Source organism: Xenorhabdus innexi (assembly GCF_002632485.1).
GTDB lineage: Bacteria > Pseudomonadota > Gammaproteobacteria > Enterobacterales > Enterobacteriaceae > Xenorhabdus > Xenorhabdus innexi.
In genome coordinates, this window is record NZ_NIBU01000011.1 from 89730 (window position 1) to 104557 (window position 14828).

General features: G+C 38.7%; 17 protein-coding genes and 3 pseudogenes. 4 read left to right on the plus strand and 16 right to left on the minus strand.

Annotated elements, in window-relative coordinates; genetic code table 11:
* Positions 1–94, plus strand: a pseudogene (locus Xinn_RS06865) (IS5/IS1182 family transposase); the annotation flags it as partial.
* Positions 95–110: 16 nt separating this feature from the next.
* On the opposite strand, the pseudogene Xinn_RS06870 reads toward Xinn_RS06865, so the two are convergent.
* The 7 genes and pseudogenes from Xinn_RS06870 to Xinn_RS06900 form a co-directional block, all read right to left on the minus strand.
* Positions 111–791 (minus strand): annotated as a pseudogene (locus Xinn_RS06870) (LLM class flavin-dependent oxidoreductase); the annotation flags it as partial.
* Between the two features lie 40 nt (positions 792–831).
* Positions 832–2097, minus strand: coding sequence for an MFS transporter (locus tag Xinn_RS06875; protein WP_169923540.1), 1266 nt, complete (start codon positions 2095–2097; stop codon positions 832–834).
* A gap of 54 nt (positions 2098–2151) precedes the next feature.
* Positions 2152–2964 (minus strand): outer membrane protein OmpK, encoded by an 813-nt coding sequence (locus tag Xinn_RS06880; protein WP_086955445.1) that lies wholly within the window; start codon positions 2962–2964, stop codon positions 2152–2154.
* Between the two features lie 272 nt (positions 2965–3236).
* Complete coding sequence (locus Xinn_RS06885; protein ID WP_086955446.1) at positions 3237–3605, minus strand: hypothetical protein; 369 nt, start codon at positions 3603–3605, stop codon at positions 3237–3239.
* 176 nt (positions 3606–3781) lie between these two features.
* The gene (locus tag Xinn_RS06890; protein WP_086955447.1) at positions 3782–4156 is read right to left on the minus strand and encodes a hypothetical protein; all 375 of its coding nucleotides are present in this window, start codon (positions 4154–4156) and stop codon (positions 3782–3784) included.
* Between the two features lie 67 nt (positions 4157–4223).
* Positions 4224–4571, minus strand: a complete 348-nt coding sequence (locus Xinn_RS06895; RefSeq protein ID WP_086955448.1) for a hypothetical protein — start codon at positions 4569–4571, stop codon at positions 4224–4226.
* Positions 4572–4663: 92 nt separating this feature from the next.
* Positions 4664–4999 carry a hypothetical protein gene (locus Xinn_RS06900; protein ID WP_086955449.1) on the minus strand — a complete coding sequence of 112 codons (336 nt, stop codon included), beginning with the start codon at positions 4997–4999 and terminating at the stop codon, positions 4664–4666.
* A 476-nt stretch (positions 5000–5475) separates the two neighbouring features.
* Between Xinn_RS06900 and Xinn_RS06905 the strand changes: the two genes are divergently transcribed.
* Positions 5476–6240: a S1 family peptidase gene (locus tag Xinn_RS06905; RefSeq protein WP_086955450.1), complete on the plus strand. Its 765-nt coding sequence runs from the start codon at positions 5476–5478 to the stop codon at positions 6238–6240.
* A gap of 168 nt (positions 6241–6408) precedes the next feature.
* Here the strand turns inward: Xinn_RS06905 and Xinn_RS21755 are convergent, their stop codons facing one another.
* Both Xinn_RS21755 and Xinn_RS06910 read right to left on the minus strand, forming a co-directional pair.
* Positions 6409–6732 carry a hypothetical protein gene (locus Xinn_RS21755; protein ID WP_143706541.1) on the minus strand — a complete coding sequence of 108 codons (324 nt, stop codon included), beginning with the start codon at positions 6730–6732 and terminating at the stop codon, positions 6409–6411.
* Between the two features lie 58 nt (positions 6733–6790).
* A complete protein-coding gene (locus tag Xinn_RS06910; RefSeq protein ID WP_086955451.1) occupies positions 6791–7837 on the minus strand; it encodes a hypothetical protein in 1047 nt (348 codons plus the stop codon).
* Between the two features lie 249 nt (positions 7838–8086).
* Here Xinn_RS06910 and Xinn_RS06915 point away from each other — a divergent pair, with 249 nt between their 5' ends.
* On the plus strand, positions 8087–8698 hold the full coding sequence (locus Xinn_RS06915) for a riboflavin synthase subunit alpha (protein WP_086955452.1): 612 nt from the start codon (positions 8087–8089) through the stop codon (positions 8696–8698).
* A gap of 115 nt (positions 8699–8813) precedes the next feature.
* On the opposite strand, the gene purK is transcribed toward Xinn_RS06915, so the two are convergent.
* From purK to ppiB, 4 genes are all read right to left on the minus strand, one after another.
* Positions 8814–9881, minus strand: coding sequence for a 5-(carboxyamino)imidazole ribonucleotide synthase (purK, locus tag Xinn_RS06920; RefSeq protein WP_086955453.1), 1068 nt, complete (start codon positions 9879–9881; stop codon positions 8814–8816).
* On the minus strand, positions 9878–10441 hold the full coding sequence (purE, locus tag Xinn_RS06925) for a 5-(carboxyamino)imidazole ribonucleotide mutase (RefSeq protein ID WP_280176133.1): 564 nt from the start codon (positions 10439–10441) through the stop codon (positions 9878–9880). Before purE ends, purK begins: the two co-directional genes overlap by 4 nt.
* 144 nt (positions 10442–10585) lie before the next feature.
* Positions 10586–11308 (minus strand): UDP-2,3-diacylglucosamine diphosphatase, encoded by a 723-nt coding sequence (gene lpxH, locus Xinn_RS06930; RefSeq protein WP_086955454.1) that lies wholly within the window; start codon positions 11306–11308, stop codon positions 10586–10588.
* 11 nt (positions 11309–11319) lie between these two features.
* A complete protein-coding gene (ppiB, locus tag Xinn_RS06935) occupies positions 11320–11814 on the minus strand; it encodes a peptidylprolyl isomerase B (protein WP_086955455.1) in 495 nt (164 codons plus the stop codon).
* Positions 11815–12118: 304 nt separating this feature from the next.
* Between ppiB and cysS the strand changes: the two genes are divergently transcribed.
* On the plus strand, positions 12119–13501 hold the full coding sequence (gene cysS, locus Xinn_RS06940; RefSeq protein ID WP_086955456.1) for a cysteine--tRNA ligase: 1383 nt from the start codon (positions 12119–12121) through the stop codon (positions 13499–13501).
* An 88-nt stretch (positions 13502–13589) separates the two neighbouring features.
* Here the strand turns inward: cysS and sra are convergent, their stop codons facing one another.
* The 3 genes and pseudogenes from sra to Xinn_RS06955 form a co-directional block, all read right to left on the minus strand.
* Positions 13590–13820, minus strand: a complete 231-nt coding sequence (gene sra / locus Xinn_RS06945) for a stationary-phase-induced ribosome-associated protein (protein WP_086955457.1) — start codon at positions 13818–13820, stop codon at positions 13590–13592.
* 339 nt (positions 13821–14159) lie between these two features.
* Complete coding sequence (locus Xinn_RS06950; protein WP_099137622.1) at positions 14160–14705, minus strand: hypothetical protein; 546 nt, start codon at positions 14703–14705, stop codon at positions 14160–14162.
* Between the two features lie 2 nt (positions 14706–14707).
* A pseudogene (locus tag Xinn_RS06955) lies at positions 14708–14828 on the minus strand (IS30 family transposase); the annotation flags it as partial.

Genomic DNA, 14828 nt, shown 5'->3' on the forward strand with positions numbered 1-14828 from the left:
GTGGAAGAACTGCGAGGGAGATTTGAATACCAGTCTCCAGTTCGTCAATCTGGCATTCCTTGTCTTACTGCTGCGCAGAAAAAATACTGAATAGCCTCTGAGGCAATGCGTTTGGCGTTTAAACTGATCCTGCGGGTTTCTGCTTCATCTTTGCCACCGATAAAACAGACATCGGTATGGCGCACACTGAAACGCAGGCCACGATCGGATTGCCCTGCACAGACCAGATAAGGCCGGGGGCGTGAAAGAGGCTTGGGTTCTGAAACACACTGTTTCAGGTTAAAATACGCTCCCTGATAGTCAACTCGCTTTTCACTCCAGAGCCGTTTTATTAGTTGTGTCCACTCTTCGGTCATGGCGTAACGCTGATCGTGATCCAGTTTGCTGTCCCATTCTCCCATTTGTTCAAATTCGTCGCGGAATGAACCGGAAACAATATTTAGTCCAGCGCGCCCCTGACTGATATGATCCAGTGTAGCGATCATTTTAGCGGTAACCGCCGGATTGTGCAGACCGGCATGAACGGTGGCAATTAATTTGGCCCGAGATGTCACCTCTGCAATGCCAGCCATCATGGTGACAGATTCGAGCGAACTACCCCAGTGATCAGTTTCACCGCCAAAGCCTCGCCATTTGCCCATGGACATAATGAAATCAAGGCCTATCTGATCGGCAAGAATAGCCGCCTCACGGTTTTGCTTATAAGATGCATCCAGTGGTGGCACGTTTTTGGAGATAATCCATCCACCTTTGGCAATCGGCAGGAATACACCAAACTCTTTCTTGGACATCACTATTTCCTTATTTGTGTTTTACTTCATGTAAGTAATCCTATTCAGTTTCAACTGAATGGCCTCTCATTTTGTGACTGGGTGGTTTCATCATCAGAGTTACGACCAATACGGCAAAGACAGGGAAAGCAATGATGAGGAAAGCCCAAGTAAAACTACCGGAATAATCTTTAATGACACCGGCGAAGAACGGAGCTAAGCAAGCCAGTGTAGAAATCAGATTCATGATCGAGAACAGTTCCAGATAAGGTTTACGGCCAAAATAATTGGCGAGCAATACACTGGAAGCGAGAAAAGTCATACCGTATCCCATACCGACGCACAGAGTAAATGCAATCAGGAATGGCCATGAAGAGGCAATACTCAGGGCGATTAAGCCAAGAATGATAATAGTCAGGCTGCCGAGCAGCAATTTTTTCGGTTCCAGCCATTCCCCGGCAGCACCTCCGGCCAGTCTTGAAAATGCATTAATAAAAGCCATGGAACTCAACAGCCCTGCGGCAATGGCTTCATTGAAACCATTTTCAATAATATGAGCGACGGCGAAACTATTAACTGTAATACCACACCATAAAAATGCCGTATAAGTGGCAGCAATAACATAAAATTGCCATGTTCTCAGTGCTTGTCGGGCTGTCCAGAACTGTTGGGTACGATAGATACCGGATAAATTTTCGCTATTATTTTTTTGGCTGACAGCTTTGGCGTGGGCAATTTCCTTTTCCCCTTCCTGAAGGGTAAGAATCGTCAGAATAACAAAAGCAGTGAGAACAATGGCAGAGATCATCCAGTGCATCCGCCACGTGCCCCAGACCCGGGTTGCCAAAAAATAGATCCACGGGCCAACCACGCCACCCAGCCCGCCAATGGTAAAATAGAAGCCGAAAGCCAGAGACTGCTTTTCATATAAGCGTGAAATAACATAAGTACCGGGCACGGTTGCCAAGAAGGTAAAACCGACACCAATAAAAGCGGTTCCGATGAAATAGGATGCAATGGTATGGGTATGATAGAGGTTGTAGAAACCGATCAGAAAAATCAGCAGCCCGATAAACAGTGTGAAGCGAACACCGACCCGGCGAATAAAAACGGTTGGCAGGAAGCTGGATAGCCCGCAGGTCAGGCCAAGCAGCGTGAAACCCAAACCGGCATCTGTCCAGCTCCAGCCCAGTTCATTAATCATACTGGGCAGGACAACACCCAATGACGTAAAGGTTGTTGCTGTGGATAGAAAATAGACCATGCCTAAAAGTATCAGCAAAAACCACTGATAAGTACGCCCGAATTTGTCGTGTTGTGTGGACATTATGACCCCATCAAGGATGTAAACCAGTAAAAACGGTACTATTTTAAGTGGTTATCAGAAAAAGCTGTACCGAATAAATACACCATAACTCAATTGGTTGGTGCGAAAGTAAGGCGTATCTTTGATTTTATATTTATTTTTGACCGGATTAACGACAAACCCAGTCCAAAGATGACCGGGCTGATATCCTAACTGTTTACCTAAGTCATAATGCAATTCGGGTTTGAAATCGAGCATCTCTGGGTTGTTACGTTTCCCCAGCGTGTAATCGAAAGTACCTACAATGCGAAAATCACCCACTTGGTTACTGAACGGAATGCCGTAGTCGATATGGATGCGTTGATCGTTCCAACTGCCTTTTGCATTATTTTCAAGGTAAAAAATAGTCCGTAGCCAACTGAATCCGGCTACCTGCCAGTCAAAGCTGATGCCGGGGAAATAGTCATATTTTATATTTTTGGTTTTGGCGATCCACTGGGCGAACAGGACATCTTTTAATGGACCATAAGAAAAGTTATAGCCTGTAATCTTGCTGGCGCTGAGTCTGGGGACAAATTTATAGTAATAGGTACTTTTATCGCCTTTATAGTTATCTTGCAGAGAATTTTGCCAGATACTGTAAACATACATATCGCCGATTTTATAATCGCCAAAGGCTTCAATAATGGGAGAAATAGTTTTCTCAGGATCAACTTTGTTGTCGGCTTGAAGGTAAAGACTGGTATCAATTGACTGGAAATTAACGAAATCTCCTGCATTTGCGGGTAATGAAGGAAGAAAATATAATAAAATCGCAGAAAAGCTAATATTTTTTGCGGTCACTGACCTGAGTGTGTTATTCACTTCCCCATTCCTTAACAGTGGCACTTATTCTTTCCTCATTATCTCAACATTCTTCTTTAAGCCCTAAGTTAACCCACTGATCAGGAAAGTGCCAGTATTGAAACCAGCACTTTTCTGTAACAGGTTTTGTAATAATGAGTTCTTTTATCTTGCATTGTTTGCTTGTTGGTAGTGCTCACTCAACTCAACTATCTGGTAATCTATGCTACCGATAATTCGTCCTCTTGCCGCCGAGATGTCATGTGTGTATTTTTATTGAAACTACGTTGGATTATCATAATATGAATTGATTACTTCTATTTCTCTTCAGGGTCATTATTATCTAGTAAAATTATTGTTGATACATCACCACTCAAGCATTTAATATTAACTTTATTGAAGTGTAGTTTTGATAAGACTAACAATTTAATAATTTCTTTTCCTTTCGGTATAAAAGGACCAACTTTTGATGATAATGTCATATTATTATCCGGGTATTGAGATAAAGTGAAAATAATTCTTCTTTCAGAAGGCTTAATGCTGGTGGAATATTTTATTTCTCCTATATATCCTTCTATGGCACTACCCCCTTTATCTATATCATGGCCTTCAGGGCATGATATATTATTAGCATAGCTTGAACTAATTGAAAATATTATGATAATAATGGAATAAATATATCTCATAAATTTACCTTTTTTATTGATAGGTTTTTGGTTGCTTTAGCTGATTAATTATCCTAGTGTATTATTTTTTTTAGAGTGATAATGCGTTTTGAATTTAACAAAATACATTGGGAGAAATATTTTTCTCAATATATAAAGTGATTTTAAGTGGTTGCGAGGTATGTTTATAAAAAATTTTACTCCAGTATTTCTTCTGTATCGTTGTTATCAAGTAAAATAATTTCGGGTACATCACCTTTTGAACACTTAATACTGACTTTATTAAAATTTAGTTTTGAAGAGAGTAGCAAGGTGAACATTATCTTTCCTTTAACAGTTCCAAGGCTAATACCGTTTGATAGTTTCATCCAGTTTTTTGGATATTGAGATAAAGTGAAAAGAATAGTGTTATCAGAAGAAACATGAACTGTTGAATATCTGATTTTCCCTATGTACCCATCTATATATTCGCTACTGGATTTAGGGCAGCCAGTTTCCCCTTCAGCATAAGCTGAGTTAGTTGTAAATATTATTAAAAACATAATTGTTATGAGTGGGCTAATATATCTCATGATTTTTTCACCTTGTTTTTAATGTTTATTGTGTTTTATTTTATGATGGTGGATTTTAATTTTATAATTATTGTGTTGTAATAATTAAATTACTAACCTTATCGTCTTTGCAGGTAAATTTAACTTCACTACCATTAAGTTGTGCTTGTAATACAGTGTAAGCCATTACTTTACCAGCTTCAGTATTGATAGAGGGTAATGCCATTAAATCGAAATGACGAGGATAAGAAGTCAGCCAAAATAACACATCACCACTGTTAGCATGATAATAAACTTGACCAACATACCCAATCATTTCTTTTTCACTACCTCCTCCGGGGCAAGCATAAGTTGAGTTAATTGAGAATGCTATTAAAAATATAGTAACCATAGCGTTGTAGAAGTATTTCGATTTTTTTATACCTATATTTTTCATCATGTTCCCTTATTATTAAATTGTAATTAGTTTAATGGATGTATGTTTATGGTTAAAATTAAATATGGCTTTTATAGACTAACTTAGTTTTATTATTCCATCATAATACCTATATCATTAACTGTACCACCTATACATAAGAATCTAATATCAGTACCCAGAGATTGAGCTTGTAATAACATATGTATTATTAATTCTTTATTTCTAGTATTGATGGATACTTCAGGTGCTAATGACATAACGTCATTTGGATAATTGGCTAGCGTGAATAAAACAGTGCCATTATTAGCAGCGTCATAGGAAACACTTCCAATGTATCCGAGCATCTCTTTAGTTCCATCATAACCTTTAGGACATCCAGCATAAGCCGAACTAATTGAAAGAATCATAAAAAGCACAATCAGAATAAGTGGATTTTTATATTTCATAGCATTGCCTCTATTATTCAAATTTGTACAAATAAATATAAATTTCTGTTTATTTTATAACAGGGTTAGGGGAAGGTGATTAATTACATTTTGTTTTATCAATTATAGCACCAATACTGAGAAGTCAACTCGCTCAGAAGAAAGAGGGAGTGATGCTGAATTTTTTATAATTATTTTAAGAAACTAACAGGTTAAAAATCAGTGATTTTGCTTTTGTTTCTATCTTATTTAATGTAATGAATTTAAAATATATTTTTAGTTATCTGTGAGGATTTTGGTTTTACTTATATCGATTTTACTTTTGTTTATTTTTTAAAAATAATTCAATAATTTCCAAAAATATTTTTTTGAGTTAATTTTTTTATGGCATGTGAATAAAACACTATAATTTATAATGATGGTTATTTTTTCATTTTATAAGCATCTTTAATTCTAATAAAAAACTGATATTTTATAATGTTACGGAGAGGTTTAAAATGAAAATCTGGATTAAAGTATTTGCTGTTGTTATTGTTTTTACGAGCATTTTAATAGCTGAAGATGTATTCGCAAAAGATGATCCACCCAATGACAAATATGTTGAATCATATGTTAAGCTTTTATTTTATTATGATAACATATCACAACGGGGTTCATCTGAATGTGGTGGTGTCATCATTGGAAATGATTTAGTTCTTACGGCTGCTCATTGTTTTAATGATAAATGGTTAAATGCTAAAAAAAGGAAACTGACAGTTAACTATGGAAGCAGATATGGCACTAAATTTAGCTGGAAAGCATCTCTCCACTCGGGTAAAAACGTAGTAAGATTTGTACCAGCAATTGATATTGCTATTTTTAGGGTGGATCGAGATCTGTCTGCTGCTGGAAAAAGAGCAAAGGTAGCAAAACTTACTCCATCCTGCTCAAAAGGAGGCCCCAGAGTAGCATATCCATTTAAGGGTATTGCTTATCAAAGAATGGGAGATGACGGAGAGTGGCTACCATATCCAGACTATCAAACGACGACGACATCAATTGAAAAATTTGGGCGGATAGATGGAAAAAATGGTTATGCATTTAGGTCACCTCTGACAGGAAGAATGGGTGACTCCGGTAGCCCTATTTTTTCAACAGATGGTCATTTACTCGGTATACTCTCCAGATTTTCCAGAAACATGAAGTACTCTTACTTTTCTGCTGATTGTTATTACCAAAGTCGGATTAAGGCGGTAATAGAAAAACTGCATGAAGGGGAATAATATTTTCTAATAATTTATTTTTATAATGAAAGCTCAGTGAAGTTATTTATGCTAAGAGTAATTTTGGGGAAAGTAATAAGGCGTTGATTTGATTGTCAACGCCTTATATTATATGGTTGTGTAACTTTAAATCTATTAATATGTGATTTAACTTGATTTTTATAGTTACTAACTATCAAGATCTAACAAATATAATTCATTAACTGTACCATTATTACATACTATTTCGACCTGAATGCCTGAAGATTTTGCTGTTAATAGCATAGTAAATAATGCTCGTCCATAGTCACTATTAAGGCCATAACCTGGTGATAATTGCATCCAATTTCCTGAATGTCCTGCGAGAGTGAAAGTAGGCGCATAGGCTGAATTAGAATAATGAATTGAACCTATATATCCTTTATTATCATTAGGGCAAGTCCAGGCATAAGATGAACCAATTGAAAGAGTGGTTAAAAGTACAATGCAGCTTAGAATTAGGCTATATTTCATGGGTATTATCTCTTTTTTAGCGTTGGGTTTATTTTAAGAATATACTTTTATGTCTACACTAAATCATTTTCAAAAAATAAAGCGCAGGTGGATGTAAGCTTTCAAACATTTTTGTTTTTACTTGATCTCGCTCTCTATACATAAATATATTTTTTCTACCACCAAGTCGTAAGCTCTCTAAATCAAGGTAGATTATAGGGATTGGATATTTTACTCTTTTTTCAGTACCACGATTATCTATTGTTGCTTTTATATATGAACACTGCATAGCCTGAGCGTACCTTAAAGGATGCACTCCAGGGTTTGTACTAAAATCAGTATAGATTATTGCCTCTACAGGTATATGCTGGGGTTTATAACCTGCTTCAGACCAAGGTTTGATAATTATCTCATTGTGTATAAAATCATATATCTCTTGGTTAAGATTTAATGATTTTCTTGCCTGCAAGTTTAATTCAAATTCCTTTGTACCAGATGATCTGGAGGCATTAAATGAACACTGATGAGCATATCTCTTTTCTCCGTTTTCTACAGAAATTTTATTAAAATCTGCCTTCCACTGTTCTAGGTTAGTTATCTTTCTTGTGGAGCATTTACCGGGAATCTTTGGAAATAAATTACTTTCTGTACACCCATAAGGATATCTGGATTGACGACTTACAGTATAACCATCAGTGGGATAGGCACATGTAAAAAAAGCCTGTTTCCCATAAGGGTTTTTATAGCTACCACGTCCATTAATAACATACGCTGTAGGTCTATTTTTAAAAAGAGTATAAGTATTAAGATCTGAGCGTAAATAAGAAAATGACTCTCCTCCCTCCCAAAATTTGGTTTTATCTGGACTGTTTGAGCGTATTATAACCCCACTGCATTCATAAGCTGGTGTGCTGAAATGTGTTCCACACTCACTAACTATAGTGTAAAATCGCTTATTAAGCCTATCGGCTATAAGTTTACCAACCTTAGGGTTTTTATATATTACTCCTGCAATGGGTTTTCCCACCTTGGCACAGGCACTTATATCAGGTGGATTTAGGGCAAAAAGAGGAATGGATATAAATGAAATTAATATAGATAAATATTTTTTAAATTTTAGTTTCATTATCTGTATCCTTTTTTGATGTATACCTCTGCTAATTATTGTTGTTTTAGAAGATGATTTTTATATTACAGGTGGAAACTTGAAATAGAGTTGAATGTTGGGGGTTTTTATTTTTTCATATTATATGAAATTATTCTTGATTTATATAACAAAAGTTGTTTTGCAATAATGTAAATTTAATTATATTTGTTTAATATAAATCAGATTTAAGTTTTAATAAATTAACTTTTAATTTCTGGGGTGAATTTCATGTATACAGGAATTGTTCAGGGTAAAGAAAAGGTATTATCACTCAATAAAAATAATGGTTTCAGCACAATAACGATTAGTAATAATAACCATTTTTATGATGATGTTGCTGTTGGTGCTAGTGTAGCGGTTGATGGTACTTGTCTGACAGTTACCCAATTCAATGAAGATAAAGTCCTTTTTGATATTTCCGGCTTTACCGCTGATACCACAACATTAAAATTTCTTTCTATTGGTGATCAAGTCAATATCGAACGTTCACATCAGATGAATAAAGAAAATGGCGGGCATAGCCTTTATGGGCATATAGAAGGTATAGCCGAAGTGGTTGAGTTCACTTCAACGGGTGAAACTTACCGGTTAGTTATCAGAATTCCTCAGGGTAATATTAAATATTTTTTTCTGAAAGGTTTTATAGGCTTGCATGGATGTAGTTTAACTATCAATGGTATTGATGAAGAAAATAAAACAATGACTTTAAATCTGATCCCGGAAACACTGAGAATGACTAATCTGAATAAGATTAAAGTCGGTGATTTTCTTAATTATGAAGTAGACCAAATGACAAGGACAATAGTGGATACTCTGTCCAGAACCTTATCAAGGGGCTAAGGAAAGATTCATTAGTAAGAAAAATCATGGAATACAGGAAGTAGTAGTAACTATAAGTAACTGGCTACCTCCTGATATTTTGATTATTTCATTGTTATGAAATAGGAAGAGAAGATCAGCTTAATTTATTTTGTGCCCATTCCAGACCATTTTGATACTCTGCTGGTAATAATGGCATCAGGCTATTTAATGTTGCTTTCAATATATCCTGCTCTGGATGAGCCAGATTCAGATGGCCAACTTTACGCATCGGCCGAACTTCCTTGCCATACCAATGTAAATGAACCAGCGGTAAACTGAGCCATTCCGGATTGATTTCAGTACCAATCAGATTGATCATCACAGAAGGGGACAGGATCTCCGGTTGAGGTATGGGTAAATCCAGAATTGCCCGTAGATGAAGTTCAAACTGACTAATGGAAGCACCATTTTGTGTCCAATGACCACTATTATGTACCCGTGGAGCCAGTTCATTAATCAGTAAATCATCACCGACAATAAAACATTCCATCGCCATAACACCAATATAATTCAGGTGCTCCATAATGCTGGACAACATTTCTTCAGCCTGTCGTTGCAACTGAGGGTTTGTATTCGGTAATGCAACGCTTGTACGTAAAATACCTTCCTGATGAAGATTATGGGTCAGTGGATAAAATACCGATTTTCCGTGCGAATTACGCGCCCCAACCAGAGAAACTTCCCCTGAAAAAGGGATACCTTGTTCTACAATACATTCGCCATAAATTTCAGCGGGTAAATCAGCTTCTTTACCCGGCCGGATACGCCATTGACCACGACCGTCATAACCCCCCGTCCGACGTTTAACGATGATGAAATCGCCTAATTCACTAAAAAAATATGGCCATTGGTCTGGCGCGGAAAGTAACTTCCAAGGTGCTGTCGCCAGCCCAAGTGTATCTAACAGTTGTTTTTGTGGCAGACGGTCAGCAAGGAGCGGGAAAATATCACGATTAATGAAAGCATTATGATGAGAAAGTTCACGGGTTAAAGCCGTTTCAGGCCAGCGCTCAATTTCCGCTGTAATAATGCTGCGTTGGTAGGGAACGGATTCTGGTTCAGCATCCAGTCCAATCGGATAGACGGCTACTCCTAATGGTTCACCCGCCTGACGCAGCATTCTGCCTAATTGACCGTTACCTAATACGCAAACAGGCTTCATGCATCCTCCCGGGGGTCTGGATTTTCCAGAACATCCTGAGTTTGCGCCTGACGCCAGTCTGCCAGCCGCTGAAACAGGGTATCATCGTGTAATGCCAATACCTGTGCTGCAAGCAGAGCTGCATTTGCTGCACCTGCTTTACCGATAGCCAGTGTGCCAACAGGGATACCCTTGGGCATCTGGACGATAGAATACAGACTGTCAACACCGCTCAGGGCAGCACTTTGTACCGGAACACCAAACACAGGGACTAATGTCTTGGCTGCCAGCATTCCCGGCAAGTGCGCAGCACCTCCCGCACCGGCAATAATCACATCAAAACCATTTACTTTCGCTTGTTCAGCAAAATGAAAAAGTTTATCAGGCGTTCTGTGCGCTGAAACAATTTCTACATGGAAAGGGATATCAAGAGAAGTCAGAACATCAGCAGCGTGTTGCATGGTTGCCCAATCACTTTTTGAGCCCATAACAATCGCAATTTTAGCATGATGTTGTATTTCGGTTATAAAAGTCGTCGCTGGCGTGGAAATAGTTTGTGCGGGATCAGGGCTTGCCGTCATAAATCAGATGCTCCTGTATTGGATGTCCACCAGAACCAAGATCAAAATAATGTTGTGAGGTAATGGATCATATCACGCTAATTCCATAAGGAAAACGTTTGCGTGAGTGGCTTTTGGGATTTTTACAGAAAAAATTTAGCACATTCAAAAGGGAAAAGAGACCAGTTCAATGGAATTCTTCGTCACTTTGAACATTGAACCCTGATGATGCCAGGCCCCCAATACACCACGATGTACGATTTTATCATCGATGTGAATATCGTGGATTGCCGGGCGATGAGTATGCCCGTGGATTATCCAGTCCACCTGATATTGATTAAAATGCTCAATAACCGACTGTTGATTAACATCCATGATCGATTCAGATTTCTGACTATTGGCGTACTGGCTTCCTGCCCGCATTCTGGCTGCAATTTTCAGCCGGATAAACAGGGGAAGAAGTAAAAACAACCGCTGAATCCACGGGGTGTGTACCCGCTTACGATATTGCTGATAACCTGTGTCATCGGTGCAAAGTGTATCGCCGTGCAGGATAAGAATGCGTTTACCGTATAGCTCCAGAACCTTTTCCTGTGGTAGCAGGATCATTCCACTCTTTTTGGCAAACCGGGAACTTAACAGAAAATCACGGTTACCATGAATGAAATAACAGGGAACACCTTTTTGTTTCAGGGAATTAAGGGCTTGTGCGATTTCAGTGTGCAAAGGGTTCGGGTCATCATCACCAATCCAGTAATCAAAAAAATCACCAAGGATATAGAGACTTTCTGCATGGATTGCATCTTCTCGTAAAAAGCGTAGAAAACCGGCAGTAATTGCCGGTTCTTGCTCACTGAGATGCAAATCAGCAATAAACAGTGTACTCATGTAACGACTAATTATTCGCTGACAGTAACACGTTCAATGATGACATCTTCGTGTGGTACATCCTGATGCATACCGCTGCGGCCTGTAGAAACGCCCTTGATTTTGTCAACCACATCCATGCCTTCCACAACTTCAGCAAATACGCAGTAACCCCAGCCATCTGGACGCTCTGAACGGAAGTTCAGGAAATCATTCTCGACAACATTGATAAAGAACTGAGCAGTTGCAGAGTGTGGATCGTTGGTGCGAGCCATTGCAAGAGTACCACGGCTGTTTTGCAGACCGTTATTGGCTTCGTTCTGGATAGGGGATTTGGTCGCTTTCTGCTTCATACCTGGTTCAAAGCCACCGCCCTGAATCATGAATCCATTGATAACACGGTGAAAAATAGTGTTATCGTAGAAGCCGTCACGGCAGTAGTTCAAGAAATTTTCAACAGTTACAGGCGCTTTTTCAGCGAAAGTATTAATTACGATATCGCCGAAATTGGTATGAAAAGTCACCATAATAGAAATCCTAATAGTAGTTTTGAAATAGTGGTTCTGAAATAACAGGCTTGGCTGACCCTAATATTCTTAGAGTGTTCGGAACAACGGCTTTTATACCATATCTGTGATTTTGAGTCAGTACTCAGCGATTCTGTGCGAACAAAGCTGATCGCAATGCTTGCAAAGCAGGCCATATCAGGGTGAAATACTCTGTCTGGCTTTTCATATTATAGTTTACTTATATAGCTGATAAGGAAGCCGATACCCAGCGGATCTGTCCGCTTTTATTACACGTACATCAATTTTTACGGAAAACCCACTGATGCTAAAAATTTTTAATACTCTCAGTCGCCAAAAAGAAGAATTTAAGCCGATTCATGAAGGCAAAGTGGGCATGTACGTGTGTGGTATCACCATTTATGATTTGTGCCATATTGGTCACGGCAGAACATTTGTTGCATTTGATGTGATTGCCCGTTACCTGCGTTATCTGGGGTATGACCTGAACTATGTTCGTAACGTGACTGATGTAGATGACAAAATCATCAAACGTGCAATTGAAAACAATGAAAGCTGTGACGCGCTGACTACGCGCATGCTGGCAGAAATGCATAATGACTTTGATGCGTTGAATATCTTACGCCCGGATTCAGAGCCTCGCGCGACACACCATATACAAGAAATTATTGAAATCACCGAAACATTGATTAAGCGCGGACACGCTTATGTTGCCACAAATGGCGATGTGATGTTTTCCATTGATACTAATCCTGATTATGGCCTGCTTTCCCGTCAGGATCTGGAACAGTTACAGGCGGGTGCTCGCGTTGAGATTGCCGATGTTAAACGTAATCCAATGGATTTTGTGCTGTGGAAAATGTCCAAGCCGGGCGAACCTAGCTGGGAATCTCCTTGGGGTGCAGGCCGTCCGGGCTGGCATATTGAATGTTCGGCTATGAACGGTAAGACGCTTGGTCATCATTTTGATATACACGGTGGTGGTTCTGATTTGATGTTCCCACACCATGAAAATGAAATTGCGCAATCTACCTGCGCCCATGATGGCCCTTACGTCAATTACTGGATGCACTCCGGTATGGTGATGGTAGATAAAGAGAAGATGTCCAAATCTCTCAATAACTTCTTTACCATCCGTGACGTACTCGGATATTACGATGCTGAAACTGTACGTTATTTCCTGATGTCCGGTCATTACCGCAGTCAGTTGAACTACACGGAAGAGAATCTGAAACAGGCGCGTACAGCGCTTGAGCGTCTGTACACTTCCCTGCGCGGCACAGATAAAACGGCTCAGCCTGCTGGCGGAGAAACGTTTGAAGCGCGTTTCACTGAAGCAATGAATGATGATTTTAACACGCCGGAAGCTTATTCCGTTCTGTTTGATATGGCACGTGAAATCAATCGGTTGAAGGCAGAAGATATGGCTGCGGCAAATGGTCTGGCGGCTGAACTGCGTAAACTGTCGGGTATTCTTGGTCTGCTGGAGCAAGAGCCAGAGCATTTCTTACAAGGCGGAGCGCAAGCGGATGATGATGTTGCTCAAATTGAAGCACTGATCAAACAACGTAATGATGCGCGTAAAAACAAAGAATGGGCGTTGGCAGATGCAGCCCGTGACCAGTTAAACGAGATGGGAATCGAACTGGAAGACGGCTCACAGGGAACAACATGGCGTCGTAAATAATCGTTTTGCTAAGTTTCTAAAGAGACCAAAACCGCCCTGACGTGGGCGGTTAGTTTTACAGTCAAATTCATTAAGTAAATTTAATATTCTATTGATTTATATTTAAATATTTAGGATAAAAAGCACTTCCCGGGTGATAAGTGGTTTTTCCTGAAGAAGTATCCCGTTTCACGGAAATAAAAGAAGAGTGGCTTAGAGACTCTGGTATTTGATGCTTATCATCATTGAGCTTCAGAAGAGAGATAGTCACCCTGCGTTTAGAATTACTTAATTTATAAGACATACCTAACAACCTTCTTGCAGCTCTATTACTTAACATAATTAACTCCGTTTCAGTTGTACATAAGTCTCTCAGTATAGCAATTTATTAGAAAACTAAAACATTTCAGGTCGGGCCATTTATCAATATTTCGTCACTGTCACACATTCTGCGGATAAAATCAGATAAATTGACTATTAGACTTAACAATCATAATGCCTGTATTGTTACATGTTTTTCAGGTGATATAATTGCCAGATTAAATACTTTTTTTACACTGTTTTGAATTGTAAGATATGTGCTTTTCTTTATAGGAGAATTGCAGTCAGCTGACGGAGGGATTGCTTGCCCATCAGGAGTAGGGATGCCTGCCAGTACAAGACATTTCCCCTCATGATGCTATTTGTCCATTTTGTTTTTCCACAGGTCACTATATTTTTCCGCAGGACAAACAATATTTGCCCAAGGATCACACACCCATAATTCTTTTGGTAAATGATGATATAACCTTCCTAATACAGGGGTAAACATATTATGATTAAAACTGCCTATGGTTATAAAAACATGATCATATACTCCTAAGGTACCTAATACTTGAATATAGACATGATTAGAGGTTGCCAAACCAGCATTAAAAAATTTTATGATCTTATCAAGACAGTTGTTTATTAGATAATAAAAGGCACAATTACAATAATCAGGACAATTCCCGGCCAACAACCTGTCTTTATTCTTCAATGTGTAATTATATAATTCCTTATATATTTCAGCATGTTGTTCTGCTTCACTAATTTTATGTAACCTTTCATGTTTCTCTTGTTGACGGAATCTTGCTTTTATTTCATCTCTATTTTTAATGTTTTGTCTACTTATTCTCTCTCCAAATAGAATACCTTCATATAAATTTTGGTAATTGTTCTTGCATTCACATAATAAGTGCAACACCGTTATGAACGAAGTAAACGAGTCGGTATGCCTTTAAATAACTCATTCGGTGTTTGATAACCTCGCGTTTTTCGAGGACGTTTATTTAATCGATTTGCCACGAGATTTATCTCCAACTCTGAG